Origin of the sequence: Syntrophomonas wolfei subsp. wolfei str. Goettingen G311, from assembly GCF_000014725.1 — a bacterium.
In the GTDB taxonomy this organism is placed as follows: domain Bacteria; phylum Bacillota; class Syntrophomonadia; order Syntrophomonadales; family Syntrophomonadaceae; genus Syntrophomonas; species Syntrophomonas wolfei.
In genome coordinates, this window is the sequence record NC_008346.1 from 2,137,262 (window position 1) to 2,156,005 (window position 18,744).

The 18,744-nt window shown below is 43.9% G+C and carries 25 protein-coding genes; 5 read left to right on the forward strand and 20 right to left on the reverse strand.

Features of this window, described 5'->3' with window-relative positions; translation table 11 throughout:
* Window positions 1-164: 164 nt before the first annotated feature.
* On the forward strand, window positions 165-530 hold the full coding sequence (locus tag SWOL_RS09680; protein ID WP_041427516.1) for a hypothetical protein: 366 nt from the start codon (window positions 165-167) through the stop codon (window positions 528-530).
* Window positions 531-837: 307 nt separating this feature from the next.
* A complete protein-coding gene (locus SWOL_RS09685; RefSeq protein WP_041427517.1) occupies window positions 838-1,263 on the forward strand; it encodes a DUF3795 domain-containing protein in 426 nt (141 codons plus the stop codon).
* Window positions 1,264-1,266: 3 nt separating this feature from the next.
* Here SWOL_RS09685 and SWOL_RS09690 read toward each other — a convergent pair whose 3' ends face one another.
* The 19 genes from SWOL_RS09690 to SWOL_RS09780 form a co-directional block, all read right to left on the reverse strand.
* Complete coding sequence (locus SWOL_RS09690) at window positions 1,267-1,767, reverse strand: CarD family transcriptional regulator (RefSeq protein WP_011641267.1); 501 nt, start codon at window positions 1,765-1,767, stop codon at window positions 1,267-1,269.
* 128 nt (window positions 1,768-1,895) lie between these two features.
* Window positions 1,896-2,378, reverse strand: a complete 483-nt coding sequence (locus SWOL_RS09695) for a MarR family winged helix-turn-helix transcriptional regulator (RefSeq protein WP_155814196.1) — start codon at window positions 2,376-2,378, stop codon at window positions 1,896-1,898.
* 135 nt (window positions 2,379-2,513) lie between these two features.
* Entirely contained in the window at window positions 2,514-2,843 is a 330-nt protein-coding gene (locus SWOL_RS09700) for a type II toxin-antitoxin system PemK/MazF family toxin (RefSeq protein ID WP_011641269.1), read from the reverse strand.
* Window positions 2,833-3,084, reverse strand: a complete 252-nt coding sequence (locus tag SWOL_RS09705; protein ID WP_011641270.1) for an AbrB/MazE/SpoVT family DNA-binding domain-containing protein — start codon at window positions 3,082-3,084, stop codon at window positions 2,833-2,835. The genes SWOL_RS09700 and SWOL_RS09705 overlap by 11 nt, the downstream gene beginning before the upstream one ends.
* Before the next feature lie 276 nt (window positions 3,085-3,360).
* On the reverse strand, window positions 3,361-4,053 hold the full coding sequence (locus tag SWOL_RS09710; RefSeq protein ID WP_011641271.1) for a gamma-glutamyl-gamma-aminobutyrate hydrolase family protein: 693 nt from the start codon (window positions 4,051-4,053) through the stop codon (window positions 3,361-3,363).
* Between the two features lie 227 nt (window positions 4,054-4,280).
* On the reverse strand, window positions 4,281-4,628 hold the full coding sequence (locus SWOL_RS09715) for a type II toxin-antitoxin system PemK/MazF family toxin (protein ID WP_011641272.1): 348 nt from the start codon (window positions 4,626-4,628) through the stop codon (window positions 4,281-4,283).
* Between the two features lie 8 nt (window positions 4,629-4,636).
* On the reverse strand, window positions 4,637-4,762 hold the full coding sequence (locus tag SWOL_RS15090) for a hypothetical protein (RefSeq protein ID WP_278078266.1): 126 nt from the start codon (window positions 4,760-4,762) through the stop codon (window positions 4,637-4,639).
* Between the two features lie 258 nt (window positions 4,763-5,020).
* The gene (locus tag SWOL_RS09725; RefSeq protein ID WP_011639960.1) at window positions 5,021-6,241 is read right to left on the reverse strand and encodes a transposase; all 1,221 of its coding nucleotides are present in this window, start codon (window positions 6,239-6,241) and stop codon (window positions 5,021-5,023) included.
* Window positions 6,242-6,521: 280 nt separating this feature from the next.
* On the reverse strand, window positions 6,522-7,655 hold the full coding sequence (alr, locus tag SWOL_RS09730) for an alanine racemase (RefSeq protein WP_011641274.1): 1,134 nt from the start codon (window positions 7,653-7,655) through the stop codon (window positions 6,522-6,524).
* Window positions 7,648-8,103, reverse strand: coding sequence for a CBS domain-containing protein (locus SWOL_RS09735; protein ID WP_041427518.1), 456 nt, complete (start codon window positions 8,101-8,103; stop codon window positions 7,648-7,650). Before SWOL_RS09735 ends, alr begins: the two co-directional genes overlap by 8 nt.
* 87 nt (window positions 8,104-8,190) lie before the next feature.
* Window positions 8,191-9,744 (reverse strand): bifunctional ADP-dependent NAD(P)H-hydrate dehydratase/NAD(P)H-hydrate epimerase, encoded by a 1,554-nt coding sequence (locus SWOL_RS09740; protein WP_011641276.1) that lies wholly within the window; start codon window positions 9,742-9,744, stop codon window positions 8,191-8,193.
* A gap of 3 nt (window positions 9,745-9,747) precedes the next feature.
* Window positions 9,748-10,110: a holo-ACP synthase gene (gene acpS / locus SWOL_RS09745; RefSeq protein WP_242649402.1), complete on the reverse strand. Its 363-nt coding sequence runs from the start codon at window positions 10,108-10,110 to the stop codon at window positions 9,748-9,750.
* 100 nt (window positions 10,111-10,210) lie between these two features.
* Complete coding sequence (locus SWOL_RS09750; RefSeq protein ID WP_011641278.1) at window positions 10,211-10,690, reverse strand: chemotaxis protein CheW; 480 nt, start codon at window positions 10,688-10,690, stop codon at window positions 10,211-10,213.
* A gap of 247 nt (window positions 10,691-10,937) precedes the next feature.
* On the reverse strand, window positions 10,938-11,525 hold the full coding sequence (yedF, locus tag SWOL_RS09755; protein WP_011641279.1) for a sulfurtransferase-like selenium metabolism protein YedF: 588 nt from the start codon (window positions 11,523-11,525) through the stop codon (window positions 10,938-10,940).
* Window positions 11,526-11,656: 131 nt separating this feature from the next.
* Window positions 11,657-12,514 carry a L,D-transpeptidase family protein gene (locus SWOL_RS09760; RefSeq protein WP_207635286.1) on the reverse strand — a complete coding sequence of 286 codons (858 nt, stop codon included), beginning with the start codon at window positions 12,512-12,514 and terminating at the stop codon, window positions 11,657-11,659.
* A 311-nt stretch (window positions 12,515-12,825) separates the two neighbouring features.
* A complete protein-coding gene (locus SWOL_RS09765; RefSeq protein WP_011641281.1) occupies window positions 12,826-13,626 on the reverse strand; it encodes a metal ABC transporter permease in 801 nt (266 codons plus the stop codon).
* Window positions 13,626-14,414, reverse strand: coding sequence for a metal ABC transporter ATP-binding protein (locus SWOL_RS09770; protein ID WP_011641282.1), 789 nt, complete (start codon window positions 14,412-14,414; stop codon window positions 13,626-13,628). Before SWOL_RS09770 ends, SWOL_RS09765 begins: the two co-directional genes overlap by 1 nt.
* 17 nt (window positions 14,415-14,431) lie before the next feature.
* Window positions 14,432-15,298, reverse strand: coding sequence for a metal ABC transporter solute-binding protein, Zn/Mn family (locus SWOL_RS09775; RefSeq protein WP_011641283.1), 867 nt, complete (start codon window positions 15,296-15,298; stop codon window positions 14,432-14,434).
* A 19-nt stretch (window positions 15,299-15,317) separates the two neighbouring features.
* Window positions 15,318-15,743 (reverse strand): Fur family transcriptional regulator, encoded by a 426-nt coding sequence (locus SWOL_RS09780; protein ID WP_011641284.1) that lies wholly within the window; start codon window positions 15,741-15,743, stop codon window positions 15,318-15,320.
* 419 nt (window positions 15,744-16,162) lie between these two features.
* On the opposite strand from SWOL_RS09780, the gene SWOL_RS09785 reads away from it, so the two are divergent.
* Window positions 16,163-16,837, forward strand: a complete 675-nt coding sequence (locus SWOL_RS09785; RefSeq protein ID WP_011641285.1) for a TVP38/TMEM64 family protein — start codon at window positions 16,163-16,165, stop codon at window positions 16,835-16,837.
* A gap of 70 nt (window positions 16,838-16,907) precedes the next feature.
* On the opposite strand, the gene SWOL_RS09790 is transcribed toward SWOL_RS09785, so the two are convergent.
* Window positions 16,908-17,966, reverse strand: a complete 1,059-nt coding sequence (locus SWOL_RS09790; RefSeq protein WP_011641286.1) for an HD-GYP domain-containing protein — start codon at window positions 17,964-17,966, stop codon at window positions 16,908-16,910.
* Window positions 17,967-18,250: 284 nt separating this feature from the next.
* On the opposite strand from SWOL_RS09790, the gene SWOL_RS09795 reads away from it, so the two are divergent.
* Window positions 18,251-18,433: a hypothetical protein gene (locus SWOL_RS09795; RefSeq protein WP_011641287.1), complete on the forward strand. Its 183-nt coding sequence runs from the start codon at window positions 18,251-18,253 to the stop codon at window positions 18,431-18,433.
* Window positions 18,434-18,456: 23 nt separating this feature from the next.
* Window positions 18,457-18,702 (forward strand): spore coat protein, encoded by a 246-nt coding sequence (locus SWOL_RS09800; RefSeq protein WP_041427994.1) that lies wholly within the window; start codon window positions 18,457-18,459, stop codon window positions 18,700-18,702.
* Window positions 18,703-18,744 lie beyond the last annotated feature (42 nt).

An 18,744-nucleotide genomic window follows, 5' to 3' on the forward strand; every position in this document is an offset into this window, starting at 1 on the left:
ACTATCTTACATGATTTAATCACTTGGCACCATATGCAGCTTTTGGATTTTTTCAATTGCCTGTTAGAAATTACTTGTTCGGTCTGTCAACATAATGGCCATATAGACATCGTCAAACGTGAAGAACCATTTGAAAAAAAATGTTGGAAATACTGGGGGAAGGAATGCAGCAAGGAATAATCCGGCGGGATATTCCTGCCAAGATGCTTCTCTCCTATCGCGCCATGCGGGACGGCCTACTGCTCTGGATGCGAATCGTCCCTGAATTATCGCGGGAATGGATTGAGGTATTCTGGAAAGACTTCTGGCTGGGTATACAGGAAGGCAAAGGTGGTGGTGAACAGCAAGATGAAACCCGTAATGACCTGAAACTTAAAGGCAGTCCGGATTCGCAACCTGCAGATAAAGGGGTAGCAAGCCTGTACACTGCCACGTGTTTGATCTGCCACCAAGAATTCGGGATTCCGTTTACCGACTATCGCTACAAAGACATCAAATATAATCGTTTTCGCTTACCATGTCTGCGATGATTGCGGAAAAAAGATACAAGAGGAATGCCAAAAAATAACCGGGCTTTCTCCGGAGTCAATTGACTTTTGGGAAAGGCTGGAAAATCGCAGAAAATACTAATTGCGGCCAAACAATTGATATTAGCCGAGAATAGAAGTAGTGGCCCCTTTAATGAATAGCGCTAAGGAGTTTAAGCTGATTAAGGGGACAAATCGGCCCCGTGAAGGACCTGATATTTAAGGAATTTCCCAGCAAATCCAAATCCATAGCGGGGATTATATATTAGGCCGGACAAAAACTAAAACTACTTTGAAAGGGGATTTATTAATGGGTGATTTTAATTACGACACATACTGCGGGTTGTATTGTGGGGCATGCTCCATCATAAAGGCATACCAGACCGGTATCAAGGACCCCCTGGCCTGCTGTTTGGGCGATGAACTGGGCATGGAGCTGAAATGCCATGGCTACAAAACGGACAGTGTTTTTGGCAATTGCGCGCTGTGTCAGATCAGAAACTGCGCACGGGAAAAGGGCATGGAACGCTGTTTGAATTGTAGCTATTTCCCCTGTCCCAATATTGCTTCTATGGAATCCTTGTTGGAAATGCTGCCGCACTGGAACACGACTGTGACAAATCAGGAATACCTCGTTGGTACCATCAGGAGCCCGGGCGCTTACTCTCATTCCTACTCCCGCTTCCCTGACCGACCGCCTGGTGATGAAAGCTGTTTACTGTGGCGGTATGGGTAACGGTTATGAAATATGTTTACGAATATATGAAACAACTTCATCAGGTGAGATGTCCAAAGCTATGGCAAACTCTTCATTCAAGTGTTTTTCAGCAGTATTCAGCAAACCTTCATCTGTAGTGGTTAATTTTCTGCCCACGGCTGATCTGGCTTTTTTCTCTTGATACAGAGTCTTGATAATTTTGACCCATTCTTCGGTTTTTCCGGTTCGCAGCGCAGCTTTATACTGATTGGTTCTCTGCGTATCATTATCTATCCAAGAGGTTGTTTCAATATCAGGCATCTTAGCTATTAGAGATAGAACGTCATTTTTGGTACTGATTGCTCTCATCATAATATTGGAGTTGTTTACCGGGACCATAATACTCGTTATGCTGGTGTTGTAAACGGGTTTTAAAATGTAATATTCGGTTTCATTGCTGTTGTCATAATTATCTTTTCGAATATCTGCAATCTGACATACCCCATTTAAACCATACACAACATAATCTTTTACTTTGAACATGGATTTTTCTCCTTCCTTTTTGGACATAGACGGTTTTTTTCGAGCGAGTAAAGGGTGGATTCTCACTGAATAGTACTACCTGCAGGTCAGTAACCAGTTAAGGATAAGCGGCATGATGTCTATATCCATTAGTTGATAGCATCCTTCTCGGGTTCTTGTTCGTGATAGACCGTTTTTATTGCCTGATGCACTTTATAAATGGTGTCGATCATAATTATGCATTCGATTTCATTGATTCTTGATAATTGCTTCTCCAAACTTTCGATAAAGCTGACAATATATTTTTGGATGTACTGCTCCCCCAGTTCAGTCGCCCGCACCAATACAACCCGTTTATCAAAATCTGGGGTGAATTTTTCCAGAATATTTAATTCAACCATCTCATTAATAACCTTCGTCGTATTGGGAAGCAATAATCCAGATTCCTTGCTGATATCGGAAATGCGCGGCCTGCCCGTATAATGGTTGAGTTTATAGATCGCGTTCAGAATACGAAAATAGACAGGTTTTATGTTGGGCGGCAGCTGCGGCAGCAACGATACTGCCGCCTTGGCGCATTGAAGCGCATCCAAAATATTGTTAACCAATTGTGTTTCAATCTTATTCAGCAAACAACACCCCATATACTTATATAATATAATTATAATATATAAGTATCTGACACAAATGTCAAGAACCTGAATATTCTGGTGCAGAGATTGATGGTTTCTTTGGTTTATGGGCATTGCTATTCCTTGAATATAAGGTTAATCAACTAACATCTCTTGAATGATCGACTTTATCGCAGCGATATCACTGGCATTTAACGAAGATATTTTATTTCTAAGCCTGCTCTTATCAATCGCTCTAATCTGATCTAAAACAATCCATCCCGAAATGCTGTTCTCAGTTGTTATCTGTATACGGGTAGGATAACTCTGACGCCCCCGTTTGGTAACTGGGGCAATAATAACTGTTCGAATATGTTGATTCATTTCTGGTGGAGATATTATTACACAAGGCCTAACTTTATTAATCTCTGCACCCTGGGTGGGGTTTAAATCTACCCAGTAAATCTCGTACTGTTCAATTGTCATCCCATTCCTCCAACAGTTCTGTATCGAGATCGTCAGGTATAATCAGTTTGTCATCTCCGCATTTATGCATTTGTTGAAAGGAATTTGCCCATCCTTCACGCAGGATTTTCACAGGTTTTAGGATTATCTCATCATCTCTGACTACTATTTCAACCTTGGAGCCTATTCCGCACTGCTTCAATATGGTTGCAGGAATTCTAATTCCCTTCGAGTTCCCTATGCGTATGACATCAGTCTTCATACGTAGCCCCCCCAGCGAAAGAAGTAATTACTTAGTAATTACATTATACCAAATTAATTACTAATGACAATGTAGTGATAGCTTTGTTTTAAAGCATCGGAAGAAATGCGAAGCAGTTTCAACACACAGCTGCAACGAGGCGGGGGATTAAGAACCCACCGCCTGTTTTGTAAATAGGCGACCGCTTAAAGAAGCGGGGGACATATTTCACCTCGTTATAATGCTAACGATTTGTCCAAGTGTGCCATCAGAAACCTTGATAGTATAATCTGCCTGTTATTTTGTCATATATACAGCTTCGATCAATGCCCGAAATAGTCTCCGGGAATATTCATCCCGCAGGAATTCGGGATGCCATTGAACTCCCAGCCAGAAGTTTTTATCCATGCTCTCAATAGCCTCAATGGTGCCATCAGGAGCTCGGGCGCTTACCCTCATTCCCACTCCTGCTTCCCTGACCGCCTGGTGATGAAAGCTGTTTACTCTGGCTTCATGACTGTCCAGAATCCGGGCCAGCATAGTTTCTTTGTATATTAATATATCATGAAAAGGATAAGGGCGCGGAGCATTCTGCTCATGACTCATTCCTGTAGCCAAATCCTGAACCAGCTTGCCACCGGCAGCTACGGAAAGCAGTTGACAGCCCCGGCAGATTCCTAAAACCGGGGTGTTTTGGAGCAGTAGTCTTCGGGCCAGCATAAGTTCAAAGGAGTCCCTTAAGGGGTTTATCTCACCCAGACCCGTTTCAGGAACTTCTCCCCAATAAAAGGGATCAATATCCCCGCCCCCGGAGAGAATAAAAGCATCACAAATGTCCAGATACTTATCAACCAGCGTAACATCATCCAGGGCAGGAAGGATAAGGGGTACCCCTCCGGCTTCTCTAACGGAAACAACATAAGCTTCTCTTAAACAATAAAGACTTTCAGCCGCATTATGGTTGGCGCTAATACCTATTATCACTTTCATTGCTTCCCCTTTCCTCTCTCCGGTAGAATAATCTTATCACCGGGTTAATTTTCTAATAATACAATTCAAGCCTCCCCAAAAAAATAACAGGTTCTAGTTTAGAACCTGCTAAGTATGCTGCAAAGATAGGCATCCCTTATCCTAACGAACGACAAGTGCTTTCCGATACCCATCATCCGCTTTCCGTTTTCCGCCCTCCGACTTCCGTCCTCCGTCTTATTATGTAATCAGACTTCCGTTAAACCCAGGCTGATGTTTAGAGCTTGGTCAACCTTGTTCATAGTATCATCATTTAAAACGGCTATTCGTTGTTTTAGTCTGGTTTTGTCAATAGTCCGTATCTGCTCGGCCAGGATTACCGAATCCCTCTCCAGCCCGTATACTGCTGCTTTGAGCTCGATATGAGTAGGTAATTTGGCCTTATTAATCTGGGCGGTAATAGCAAGAATAATGGTAGTGGGACTGTACTGGTTGCCTATATCATTTTGCACAACCACCACTGGCCTGACTCCACCCTGTTCTGACCCGATCACCGGGTTTAGTTGAGCAAAATATATTTCACCTCGTTTGATCATCTATCCAATCACTCCATTAAATTTTCTATGGAATTGACCAGGGCTTCCTCCTCCACTCCGCTATTCTTACAGGCAATATTCAGATTAATCTCCGCCATCTCCAGGTAACCCTTTTTCATTTGTTCTATGGCCATTAGCCTTTTGCGCTCCCCAAGATAAAACTTTATAGCTTCCCGGACAATTTGACTGCGGTTTTTACTTTCTTCCAGGGTGAGACTTTTGCATAACTCAAAAAAATCCGTATAGCAAAAGCAAATATTTGAGTAACACAGCGCCACCGCTTTACAGTAAATTACAGTTAGTCAATCTAGTTACATTCGTTAATAAATAATTTCAGTAATTGGGCATACTCCTCCCTTTAAAGGGATAGTTCTTAAAAAACTGATAAAATATTATGCTGCTGATGATCTAGTACTGCTGTCTTGGTTTATTGCTATTACAGCTGCAATCATAGTTATAGCGCAGAGATAAGCGTGGGTTTCAACCTTAGTTATTTTTCTAACGTTTAGCCCGTCTTCTAAACCCAAGTTTTCCTTAAAACGGCTGAAACAGCGTTCTGAGTAGGTTCTCAAATTATATTGCTTCTGCCAGTTAGCAGAGCCCCGGTGGGGACTTGAAAATAACCTGGGATCGTCTTTAACTTTAGTTTTTACCACCATTCCATAGTTGCTATCAGAACACCAGGCGGAGCCAAAAGGACAGTCGCATTTACCCATAATATGAGGACATCTAAACTTGTTTACTCCCTGATAGGAACCCCAGTACACCATCCGATACCTAGCAGAACAGATGGGAGTTCCATCCCAATCAAAACCTTCTGGAGGTTGTTTAGCACCCCGCTTATTCAGGGCAATGATAGCTTGGGCGTGGTATTTATCTCTGATTACAGAATATATTTCACGGTGGTCATAGCCAGCATCCATCAGGAAGTAAACTATTTTGGACTGAGTATTGGCACAACATTTCTCAACCAACTCCAAAGCTACACTGGAATCAGAACAATTGGCCGGCGTTACCTTCATTGCTATGGGAAGCCCGGACCTTACATCGGTGCCAATATGGAGCTTGTAGCCAAACCACTTGATAGGGTTGCCGTTGGTATCACTCTTAATACCCCAATCAGCGGCATTACCATCCTGGATGATATTCTTGCGGGGAACGGACTTTTCATAAGCTTCTACCTTGGTAGCGTCAATTGCTACTGAACTAAGATCAAGAAGGCCCATTTCCTCTGCTTGTTTAACCAGGGAAGTAAACAATGTTTCTAAACAACCGCTCTGAGCAAGTTTTGAATAAAACCGGCTAAAACATGATTTGCTAGGCGCGGTACCAAATGGTTCAAAACCGCAAACATACCGTAGATGAGGATCATAAGTAAGTCGTTCAACCAGTTGAGTAAAGGTACCCATGTTCTCTAGTCTCATAGCTATCAGGGCATTTAACATCGCATAGGCTGGGTATGGTTTTGGTCCAACTCTTATCTCGCCAGGTTTATCTAATTTGCAAAGAACTGGTTTTAGATCAAGGGTGTTAATTATTTTCTCAAGCCTTGATTTCGGTTGTATTTTTAATGCGTCTTCAAAGGAGAAAATACAGTTCTGTCGAATATTCATAAGTGACTTCGCCTCCTACGGGTTATTTGTTTTGTCACTTATTAATTCGGCAAAATGGGGGTGAAGTCCTTTTTCTGTACGACTCAAACCCCATTATTTTGGGTCTTAACTAATGTGCAAAAGTCTCGGGTAATATGATCAACCTCTGACAGCAGGCTTTCTGAAACAGTTATTATAATTCTTCTCGAGGCTGGCAAAGCGAGCACCTCCAAAAATGATTTCCGTTCAATACTATTAATTAATTATAATTAATTATTAGGCATGCTCGCAAATCCAATAATTACATTCCGCCAGCTTTTACATGCAACCGCGGCACCCGCGCACTAACCGCACATACTATTTCATAATTGATGGTACCCAATATCCGGGCTAAATCATCCGCAGTCACGCCATCTGACGGCTTTCCGAAAAGTATCACTTCATCTCCTTCTTTCACCCTCTCCAGTCCACTAACATCAAACATACATTGATCCATACATACCATTCCAATTGAAGGTACTTTTTCCCCTCTAATAACGGCGGTGGATCGGTTGGATAATAAGCGATGATATCCATCAGCATAGCCAATGGGTACGGTTGCTACCCGGGTCGCTTGCTGACAACAGAAGGTTCTGCCATAACTTATATAATGACCAGGCTCCAAAACCTTAAGAAAACTAATCCGGCTCTTCAGAGTCATGGCCGGGATGATATCCAGGCCCAAGCGTTTCATATCTTCTGAAGGATAAAGACCATAGAGGACAATTCCTGCTCTTACCATATTTAGACGGGCTTCAGGAATATCTAAAATAGCGGCACTGTTGGAACAATGCTTTAGCGGAATTGACAGCCCCCCCTTCTCCAGATCACTTACAAAATTGGAGAATATTCTGAGCTGTTCATAAGTAAAACTCTTGTCTTCAGCATCGGCATCCGCAAAATGGGTAAATATTCCTTCTACTTCGATTCCGGGCAGGGCAGCTATTTCCTGTACCAGTGCAAGTGATGACGGGATCGGAGCAAAACCCAAACGTCCCATTCCACTATCAATCTTAATATGCACCCGAGCTGTCCGGCTAAGCCTGCTTGCCGCCTGCGAAAGTGCTCGAGCAAAGGAAAGGGAAAAAACACTTGCGCTTATATCGTATTCAACCGTTGCTTCAGCAAATTCCTCCGGAATAAAGCCAAGTACCAGTACTGGAGACTTGATTCCCGCTTCCCTTAAATGAATGGCTTCATCCAGACTGGCTACACCCAGCCATTCCACCCCCTCTTGCAGGCAGGCCCTGGATACTTCTAACATGCCGTGGCCGTAAGCATCAGCTTTTACTATGGCCATTATTATCGCCGGGCTAACTTTATTTCTGATCATGAGTATATTGTGTTTTATGGCTGTTAAATCTATTTCTGCCCAGGTTGGTCTTCTATTATCCATTCTTTTTTACCAGCGACTTCAAAATATCATTGCGGGAGATTATACCCACCAGCTTTCCATGCCGGACCACAGGCACCCGGTTAACCCGTTTGTCCTGCATGATTTCTACGATTCTACTCACTTCCGTATCCTCTTCCACCATTATCACTTTGGTGGTCATGGCATCTTCAACCTGTGATGCGGTAAATTTCTTTATATTGTTATTAAATCGTATGGGGTTTTCCAGGAAAATAATACTGTCAAATAAAGTAACATAGAAGGGCATCTTCAACTCGCTGGCTTTAACTATTAAATCCTTTTCCGTTACTATCCCTATCACATAACTGTCGGCATCAATTACTGGGACTCCACTTATTTTCTCTTCCAATAAAATTCGCGCTACCTCTTCCAGGCTGTCATTTTTACCCACGGTAATAACTTCCCTGGTCATTATGTCTTTAGCTAGCATCTTACCCACTTCTCTCCCTGTATAAATTTTGAATAATGCAAAAAGTAATAAATATTATTATGCAACAAAGGCTCTTGGCAATGCTTATCATCTCTCAAATTGCTGCATAATATCCGGCAGGCTATTAAGAATATCACCCGCCAGCAACCCCCGTTGCCCCTTTATTCCGGCAGCCCGGTCTCCGGCCAGACCGTGTAAATACACCCCGGCAATAGAAGCATCCAGGGGCCTCAAGCCTTGAGCCATGAGCCCGACGATCAGACCACAGAGTACATCACCGCTTCCGGCAGTCGCCATTCCGGGATTACCGGTAATGTTTAAGAATATTTCTCCGGTAGCACTGGCAATTAATGTCTTATTTCCCTTCAATACCAGGGTGACGCCCCATTGCTGGGCAAATTCACGGGCTACGGCAATGCGGTTGGACTGGATTTCCTCGATATTTTTTCCCGTAAGCCGGGCCATCTCACCGGGATGAGGGGTAAGAACCACGGGAACCTGGTGATCCTTTAATATGTTTAGATCCTCAGCCAGAGCGTTAAGTCCATCGGCATCTATCAATATGGGAATACCGGCTTTTTTCAAAACTGAATGAAGTATGGCAGGGGCTTCAGGAAAACGGGACATCCCCGGGCCGATAGCACAGGCTGAAGCCCGCCCCAGCAAGCCTTCAATAAGGGGTAAAGCCTCCAGAGCTATGGTTCCCTGCTTGCTCTCCGCCAGCGGGCTGCTCATTATTTCCATCCACCCAGCATCAACCACCCCCAGCAGTGACTCTGGAACTGCTGCCGTTACCAATCCTGCACCACTTTTAAGAGCGGCACCGGCGGCCATGATTACCGCTCCGCTCAAACCCGGTGAAGCTCCTATAAGCAGGGCATGACCGAAAGTTCCCTTGTGGGACTCCGGATGGCGGGGTCCAAGCCAGTACATAACCATAGCTTCGCTTATCAAGCTGGTCTTCAAGTTTTTATCCTGTAAAAGCGGGGCGGGAATGGATATATCGGCAACGCTCAAGGTACCAACATAGTCTTTTCCCGGCTCCAACAGCAGGCCGATTTTGGGCAGGGCAAAGCTTACCGTATGGGAAGCCCGGATAGCTTCCCCATGAACCCTACCGCTGTCCGCCTCAACCCCGGAGGGAATGTCCACTGCCACAACCACTGCTTTGCTCCAGTTGACCATCCTTACTATCTGAGAATCAAAATCATTCATCTGCCCCTGGAAACCGATACCATAGATGGCATCAACAATAAGGTCACAGGACAAAAGTGCCAGCATCAATCTATCCAGGCCTTCTTCCACCTGCAGCGGAAAGATGTTCCGGCTCATCCGGGAAAGTATTTGGTAGTTGGTATATGAATCCGGGGTCATTTCATCACTGCCGGCCAGCAAGAAAACATCAACATGAATACCGGCATTCATAAGATGACGGGCCACCACCAGCCCATCCCCGCCGTTATTGCCTTTCCCGGCCAGAACCACCACCTTCTTGGACTGGCTGCTTTCCAGCAAATCTTCAATAACTTCCACTGTTCTTATTCCGGCATTCTCCATCAGGATAAGGCTGGGGATACCATATTCACTGGTAGCTTTGCTATCAATTTCCTTCATTTCCCGGGCGGTAAGTATTTTCACCATTTATCACCCTTTCTCTGCAATTACCACAGCAATCGCCTGCTCCTGCGAGTGGGAGAGGCTTAATGATAATTTTCTTATGCCCTGTTCCCGGCATATTTCCGCTGCGCTTCCGTGCAAAAGCAACTCTGGACGCCCATCCTCCAGGCTCAGAATCTCAACATCATGGAAGGCTACTCCTATCGCAAAAGCCGGATGCAGCTTGCGCAGCGCTTCCCGAGCCGCAAAACGAACCGCTAGAGAAGGATAGGGATTTTTCTTGCTAAAGCAATATAATCGTTCCTGCTCCGTAAACAAGCGCTGCAGAAGCCTGGGAGTCCGGGTAAAGGCCTCTTTTACCCGTTCAATTTCTATTATATCTATTCCCACTAACAATTACATTTTCCTCCTGGCTGAGCTTACACTCATTGTATAACAAAACACAAAAGCCCTGAAACCATTTCAGGATTCAGGGCGGTGTGGGCGGGCTCTAAACTACAGCTTCACTCATATCCACCAGCTCTGTCTTTTCCTTCTCATTCAGTATTCTATCCATATCCAGCAGAATTAACAACCTGTCATCCAATTTTCCCACCCCGGTAAGATAATCAGCGGCGATTCCCCCAATCACTGCCGGTGGAGGCTCAATGCTTTCGGTAGACAGACGCAAAACCTCACTTACTTCATCAACAATGATTCCTACGGTTTGCCCCTCTACCTCCACCACCACACTGCGGCTCTCGCTGGTGGTTTCTGATGCTCCCATTTGAAATCGTTTTTTCAGGTCAATAATAGGGATTATTTTTCCCCGGAGATTTATTATTCCTTCGACAAAATCAGGGGCCTGGGGAAGCTTGGTCGGCACAGGCATGGTTATTATTTCCTGTACCTTGGTAATAGGTACGCCGTATTCACATACTACATTATCCATTTTCAGGATGAAGACAACCAGTTGAATTTCATCAGCCATATTTATCCCCTCCTCCAGAGCTATAGTCGCATTCAACTATTTAATAGCTATATTCGGCACCCGATAATATTTCCCTTTATCTAAGCAAATTTTTTGGGTAAATTTATCCAAGCCTCAAAAACCCCAGGCAGCAAGATATATTTTCCTGAAAAAAATACCAGCCACCCAGGTTATCTATACCGATAAAACCCGCGTGGCGATCAGCGTGCAAATTATAGCTCAACACTTTTTAACTGCAGCTTTTTTACTATAAGGTGATTACCCTGGCAGCCCCGCTCAAACGCTCCACGATAGTGTACATATTGGTGGTAATTCCAACCCTGAGCTTATCACTGAGTTGGAAAGAGTCCAGGCAAGTACCGCAGGATAAAACCTCCACTCCACTTTCCTCCAGCAGTCTGATTTGCTCCAACACTTCAGAACCTTCCGTGCTTAATAATACCCCGCCATTCATAAATATTAGCGACTTTACCGCTCCTTCCACCTGGGTCAGAGTATAAATAAAGTTCTTCATAAGAAGAGCTCCCAGCTTATCATCCCCCCGCCCCAGTACATTCCCGCTTATTAAAACTACAGTATCACTGTAAGAACTTTCTGCCAGGCTCAAGTTTTCAGAGCTTTCTCCTTTCCATATGTCGATATAATAGTTGCCCTCCTTCTCATCCACCTTGCATTCCAGTTTGAGGGTATGAGCCAGTCGGGATACATTTTCTAAAGCGTTGCTATTGTCTACAATGGTTAAGACTTCAGAAGTCTCTTCTTCTTCCAGCGCTTTCTTGGTTAAAACTACCGGTTGAGGGCAGGTTAAACCCCGGGCATCTATGGTTTTTCTCATTTTCTATTCAACTCCTTGCTTTGCTTTCAAACATTTTACCATATTATTAATCATATATAATATAATTAATTGTAATGAATCATTTTCTTAATTTAAACTTGAAATATTTCTTTACCCCCGCAAGGAATATCTCATTCTATCATCCCCATAGCCCGGTAAGTGGCCTCATCCATTTCTCCGGTAGCTTCCAGCCCGCGCCAGGCTTGGAAGTACTTTACTGCCAGCTCAGTCATATTGCCATAGCGGCCATCAGCCCGGTCAAATTCCAAACCCAGCTCTTTTAGCCTGCTCTGCACATATACCACCCTCTGCCCAGAGGAATTTTTTTTCAGGAGAACCGGTTTTAGATCCTGGGGAAACATTTTACCATTCTCCACGATCCTCACCCTGGTTCCTGCCGGAACTAAAGGATAAAGTTCTTCCACATGCCGGTTGAACATTCTTATACAGCCATGAGAAGCATAAGACCCTATGGAGCCAGGTTTATTGGTGCCGTGTATACCGTAAATTCCCCAGGGTACATTCAATCCCATCCAACGAGTACCGAAACCGTTACCCCAGTTAAGCCCCTTATGCACCACTTTCCACTCTCCCAGAGGAGTAGGAGTCTTGCTTTTGCCCACAGCTACCGGATATTCTTTAACCAGCTTTCCATCTTCAGTCAACACCAGCTTTCTGCTAGCCACATCTATTTCGATAAGCAAGCGTCCCCGCTTGTCTTGAGAATCGCCCTGCAAGCATGGTTCGCCAGCATCGCTGAATAATAAAGCTTCCCAAACCGGACGGTTTACTACCCCATTCTCCTCCAGTCCACTGGCTACTTGAAAGAGCCGGATTATCTGACTGGTGGGGAGATTGTAGATTCCACTGGGTTGGATATCATAACCCAGTTCCTTCAGCCTGGCCTGAACCAACCACACGCTTTCGCCCTCCAACAGCGGTTCGGCTAGAAAAAGACTGGGAAAATCAGTTCTGTCTATCCTATTCACAGGGATTTTCTGTGAATTTGCCTTTTGCGGATTTTGTGGATTAACTATAATACTTTCCGCCATTAACGGAGCAGTTCCGATACATATGTCAATACATATGAAAGTGAAAATAAAAAAATACAAGGTAAAAGACCTTAGCAAAGCTAAAAACCCCCAATATTTTTTTCTTTTACCTTTCTATTCAGCTAATCATTTTTTTATGATTGAATCCTTGGTTCCACTGCCAAAACCCCTTTTGTTGCATAAATAAACAAGCAAAGTAATATTTATTACTTTTTGCAGTGACATCAATTCTTTAAAAAACTAAACTGCTATCCAAAGCGTTGCTTGCTAGCTATAGAGATGATAAAACCGGCCGCCGCCAGCAAAATAATAGTGGCTCCGGAAGGCAGGTCAAAGACATAAGAAAGGAAAATCCCCCCGCTATTGAATACTATACCCAGGATAATGGCCAGTACCATCATCCCTCTCAAGCTCTTTGATGACTGCCCGGCAATGGCCGGAGGTATGCTCATCAACGCAATCACCAGGATAATTCCCACCGCTCTTATCATTACTACTACTGTCAACGCTATCAAGAGTAATAATAACAGGTTAAAAAAGCGGGTGGAGATACCTGCAACCTGGGCAAATTCTTCATCGAAAGCAACTGCTTTCAGCTCTTCAAAATAAAAGCAAACCACTGCTACAATAATGACATCCAGAATGCTTATCAATATTAAATCCTGGAAAGGTACCGCCAGAATGTTGCCAAAGAGATAACTCATTAAATCACTAGTATAGCCGGGGGAGAGTTTGACAAAAATAACCCCCAGGGCCATACCTACCGCCCAAATTATACCTATGAGAGTGTCTTCCCGCTGACGGGTTCGTTCGACCAGTATTCCCATGCCCAGAGCCGAGATTACGGTAAAAAATACCGCTCCCAGTATGGGATTGATGCCCAGGAAATATCCCAGTCCGATTCCTCCATAAGCAGTGTGGGATATGCCACCACTAATAAATACTATTCTCTTTATTACCACATAGCTTCCCACCACGCCGCAAGCAATACTGGCCAGAATCCCGGTAGCCAGAGCATGGCGCAGGAAATCAAATTGGAGTAATTCCATCAGCTTCCTACCACCCCATCATGAGCTGCTAACACCCGGTGAGGCACTCCATGGGCTATTAATTCTACCGGGCACTGGTAACCCTTTTCTATCATTTCCGGGCTTAATTCCTTGCTATGCTGGTAATAGAGTTTACGGTTTAAACAGGCCAGGGTCTTCACATATATCGAAATAGCACTGATATCATGGGAAACCATGATTAAAGTCATCTCACGATTGAGCTCCTCTAACAATTCATAAAAGCCGGCCTGAAAACGGGAATCAATACTGGCGGTGGGCTCGTCCAAGAGCAAGATTTCCGGACGCCCCGCCAGAGCCCGGGCTACCAGCACCCGCTGTATTTCACCCCCAGAAAGCTCACCTATGCGGCGATGTCGCAGTTCATACATTTCCACCCGTTTCAGTACTTCCCGGGCGATCTCCTGATCCAGCCCGGAATAGCTCCTCCCTCTTTTTGAACCCAGGCGTCCCATCAAAACCACTTCCCAGACATTAACCGGAAAGCTGCGGTCAAAGGCAGCGTATTGTGGAACATATGCCACCTGCCCTCTGTTTTCACTTATTCTTTTTCCCATTATTTTGACAGTTCCGGCTTCCGCAGTTACCAGCCCCAGAATAGTTTTCAACAGCGTAGTTTTTCCCCCGCCGTTGGGACCAATAATCCCCAGGAAATCTTTTTCATATACGCTGAGGTTCACCTCTTCCAGTACGGTTCGTCCATCCAGCTTTACTAGCAGATTTTCTATTTCGACAACTTTTTTTCTTTCTTCTCTATCCATTCTATCCATCAAAGTATACCTGTGCTTCAATCAGACAAAGCATCGGCCAGGGTTTTAGCCACTACTTGCATATCACTTATATAGTTTCGGGGTAGAGGATCAAGGAATACCACTTTTCCCCCGATCTCCTGGGCAAAAACTTCCGCGCTCCTGCTGCTATGCTGGGGAGAGGCAAAGACTTCGTTAATTTTTTTAGCCCGGGCTTCTTCCACTAGGCGGGCTAATTCACGGGCTCCAGGTTCCTTACCGTGTTCCTCGATAGCTATTTCCTCCAAACCATAATCACGGGCAAAGTATCCCCAGGCCGGGTGATAAACTATAAAGCTTTTTTGCTTTACTCCGGAAAGATTCTCCCGGATTTCTTTATCCAGCTCATCCAACGCAAGCAGCAATTGCTCCAGGTTGTGGCTATAAAAGGCCTTGTTATCAGGATCAAGCTGGATCAGGGTTTCAGCAATGTTGGCCGCCTGTTTTTTCACCAGTCGGGGAGAAAGCCATATATGGGGATTGTGTTCATCGAAGTCAATAGACTGGGAAGAATCCAGAACCAGCATTTTTTTGTTGGCCGCTATAAGACGGGGCAGCCATGTTTCCTCACTGGGAAGCTTGCCCGACATTATGTAAACATCCGCAGTGCTCAATTCTTTCAACTGGGCCGGGCTAATTTCATAATTTTCGGGGTTGGCTCCGGGCGGAATCATTACGGATACATCGACTTTGTCCTCCCCAATGCGCTCAACAAAATAGGCCTGGGGCAAAATGCTTACAAAGGCTTTGATTTTACCCGTATGCTCCTCTGCATCCAAGACCGGATTGCTCTGGGGGGTTGGCTTACAACCCGGTAAAATAAATATTCCTAATAATAGTAGAATTAGCAAAAGTTTCTTCCTCATTTTTTCCTCCCTCTCAATATTATTCTCCAGCCTCTTTCAACTGGCATTCCCGACAATAGCCGGTTATCTCAAAATAATGGGAATCAATGCTGAAACCGTGTTCCTGAATAAGCTCCTCTACCCTTCCCTGCAAAGGGCAAATTCCAATTTTTATTGCTGCCCCACAGCCCAGACAAAGCAGGTGGTGATTGTGTCCCTGGTTTATTTGAAAACGGGCAGCAGCATCAGCTATTTCGAGTTTGCTCAAAACTTCTATTTCCACCAGAAGATTGAGGTTGCGATAAATAGTTGCCACGGAAATACGCGGTTCTTTTTTCTTGATCCGTTCCGCTGTTTCTTCAGCGGTCAGGGGGCGGTCGCTTTTTTGCAGGATATCCAGAATCAAGCGGCGCTGAGGGGTAATCTTAAAGCCGCAATTGCTTAATTCCTGCAGCTTGGAGTTCATGGTAATACCTCCTAGTTGGTAACTATTATTATTTGCAAGTTTATAGCTTTTTATAACTAAATGCAAGTAAATATTTGAAGGTAAAACATGATTTGATAACTACTGGCGCTGATAGGATTTTTTGCAGGAAGGAATCAGGCATATTAAATAGAAACATAATAAATATTTATGACCTTTTGCATGAGAGCAAGTTTGTATTTGGGCGCTATAATAAGTGCCTAATACAAACCAGTGCTTAAAACTTCGCTAAGAATCCCGGTATTTCAATACCGGGAGTATGTCACATTATACTGTATGGCAGAGTAATTCATATTAAAATTTGAAGGCATTCAAACGGGTTGCTTGGAAAAGAGGCAAATGACTGTTAAGCCATATTTTGCTGGTATTATTCCCCTGTGAACGCCGGTAAGGAGGGTAGTATGCGGCTTCCCGGAAAGCAAAACCTGCTTCATCTTGCTCTGTTGCTGGTATTCTTGCTTCTGTTCTTCTACTGCACTGTGGTATATGCCCCGGGTATTAGCAGGATTATCAGTAATCCCGAGCAATTTCGCGACTATATACTGGGATTTGGTTCACAAAATGTTTTGGTGTTTATCCTGTTCCAGGTTGTTCAGGTAATAATCGCTGCCATTCCCGGAGAGTTGCTGCAAATTGCCGGGGGTTTTGTTTATGGAACCTGGTGGGGATCTATCTATTCGCTGGCCGGTATCCTTCTGGGAAGTATTGTAGCTTTCTATATATCCCGCTTACTAGGCTATCCTCTCGTATGTTATATGGTTGCACCCCAAAAGCTTAAGCGTTTTTCCCGCTTATTAAGGCAGCAAAAATCTGAGATTTCCATATTTATTTTATTTTTAATCCCGGGCTTGCCCAAGGATGTTATAACCTATGTCGGGGGTCTTACTCCATTAAACCCATTCCGGTTTTTATTAATCGCAATCATAGCAAGATTCCCGGGTATTCTGGGATCAGCCTACCTCGGTGCCAGTGTCGAGCAGCAAGCCTACAAAGAGGCCTTGCTTTTCTCCATAGCCGCTCTCTTGCTCTTCCTGGCCGGTCTGCTCTTGAAAGACAGGCTGTTTAAGCCCAATTAGCTTATGTCGGCACAAAATATTAATAATCAGCACTTAAGCAGGCAGAATATTGATTTTAGAGTGGTCTATGCTACCTGGCGAAGTCCTTAATGAAAACATCACGATTGGTCTTAAGGTCCAAAAAATTATCCCCTATTCTAACCAGGGGACGGGCAGGGTCAACCTCGTTTTTAAGTATAACGGTCGCTTCTTCACCGGTACTGAGTATAACCTTTTCCCCGGTGGTGATATCCAAGACATAGGAAAGCAACCGCCGGGAAGCCAGAGGATCCAGCTGCCCGCAACTACTCTTGATTATTATGTCGACCGCCTGTAACAAGGACATACGAGGACGATAAGCCCGGTCGGAAGTTAAAGCATCAAAAACATCCGCCACTGCAATAATACGGGCGAAAGAATTAATCCTGTCTCCCCGTATTCCCAAAGGATAGCCGTTTCCATCCTGATGTTCATGATGTTGCAACACGGCCTGGGGAATATCCTGATCCTCCAGCTTTATTTCGTTTACTATCTGGTAACCATAGACCGGATGCTTTTTAATCTCTTTAAACTCCTTATCATCCAGCGGACCAGGTTTATTTATAATATCCAGCGATATCATGCTTTTCCCGATATCATGCAGCAATCCTGCTATCCCCAAATTTTTAAGCTTATCAGCATCCAATCCGAGGGATTGCCCAATCTTTATGGACAAAATCCCTACTGAAACCGAATGTTGCAAGGTATATTCATCTTTATTTCTCAAATCCTGTAAGTGTTTCAGTACATTGTAAGTCTGCAAAACATGGTCATATACTAAATCAATACACTCCTCTACCTCACCAAGCTTAATCATGTGCCTTGATGAAACCTTGTCCATCATCTGCCGCATACCCTCGACTGATGCTGAGAAAGCTTTAGGCAACTGCTTATCTGTAAGATAAGCAATACCTTGATTTAGAGAATTCTCGTTAACCTCGTCTTCTTCTTGAATATAAACATATTCATAGCCTCTTTGCCTCAGTTGCTGCAAATGTGATTCCTGCACTACTATTCCTTTGGAAATCAGGAGATGCCCGTCAAAATCGTATATGTCTTGCGCCATTCTTTTACCCAAAGGTAAACTGGAAATATCAACCCTGACAAACATATTATCCCTCCTTTGCATAAAGCTGAGTTGATAGTAATCAACCAGCAAACAATGACCAAAAACTTCATGCCTTAAGGAAAAGGATGCAAGTGCTATTAAAATTAGTTTACCATAAAATCAAATTCCTAACTTTTTAAATATGTTTGTTAAAATAACTACTCCTGTCATTCTTAGGGCGAATCATCTTTTTGGCTTCTATTTAATTTTTCTAAAGTGCATATTAGAAAGAAAACTACGCAAACTTATTATGGCTAAACCATAAAACAAGAAAGGAGTCTTAAGAAATGAACCTTAATCACCAAGAACTGCAAAACCTTCGTCATTTAATCGGCTCTCACCAGGTGACGGAAAGAAAGTTAAACTTCTATGCTGATGAATGCCAGGACCCCCAGTGTAAACAAATGTTTTCCCAATCATCCAAATCAGCCTCGCAGACTATTCAAAAACTGATGTCATTCTTAGGATAAGGAGTGAAATAATGAATAAGCATATGCGCGACAAAGAAATGGTAAATGATGTCCTTTCCATGACCAAAAGCGGTTTGGCTACCTATGCCCATTGTATCTCTGAAACCGCTAACCAGCAACTGCGACAGACCCTGCAGCAAATCAGAAATTCTGATGAACAGTTCCAGTATCAACTCTATCAGATGGCAGAACAGAAAGGCTTTTATGCTCCCGCTGCCCAAGTGGATACCCAGGATATTCAGCAAGTCAAATCTCAGCTCAGACCTTAATCCATAGCTGTAATCATAAAAGGAGCCTTTTGGCTCCTTTTA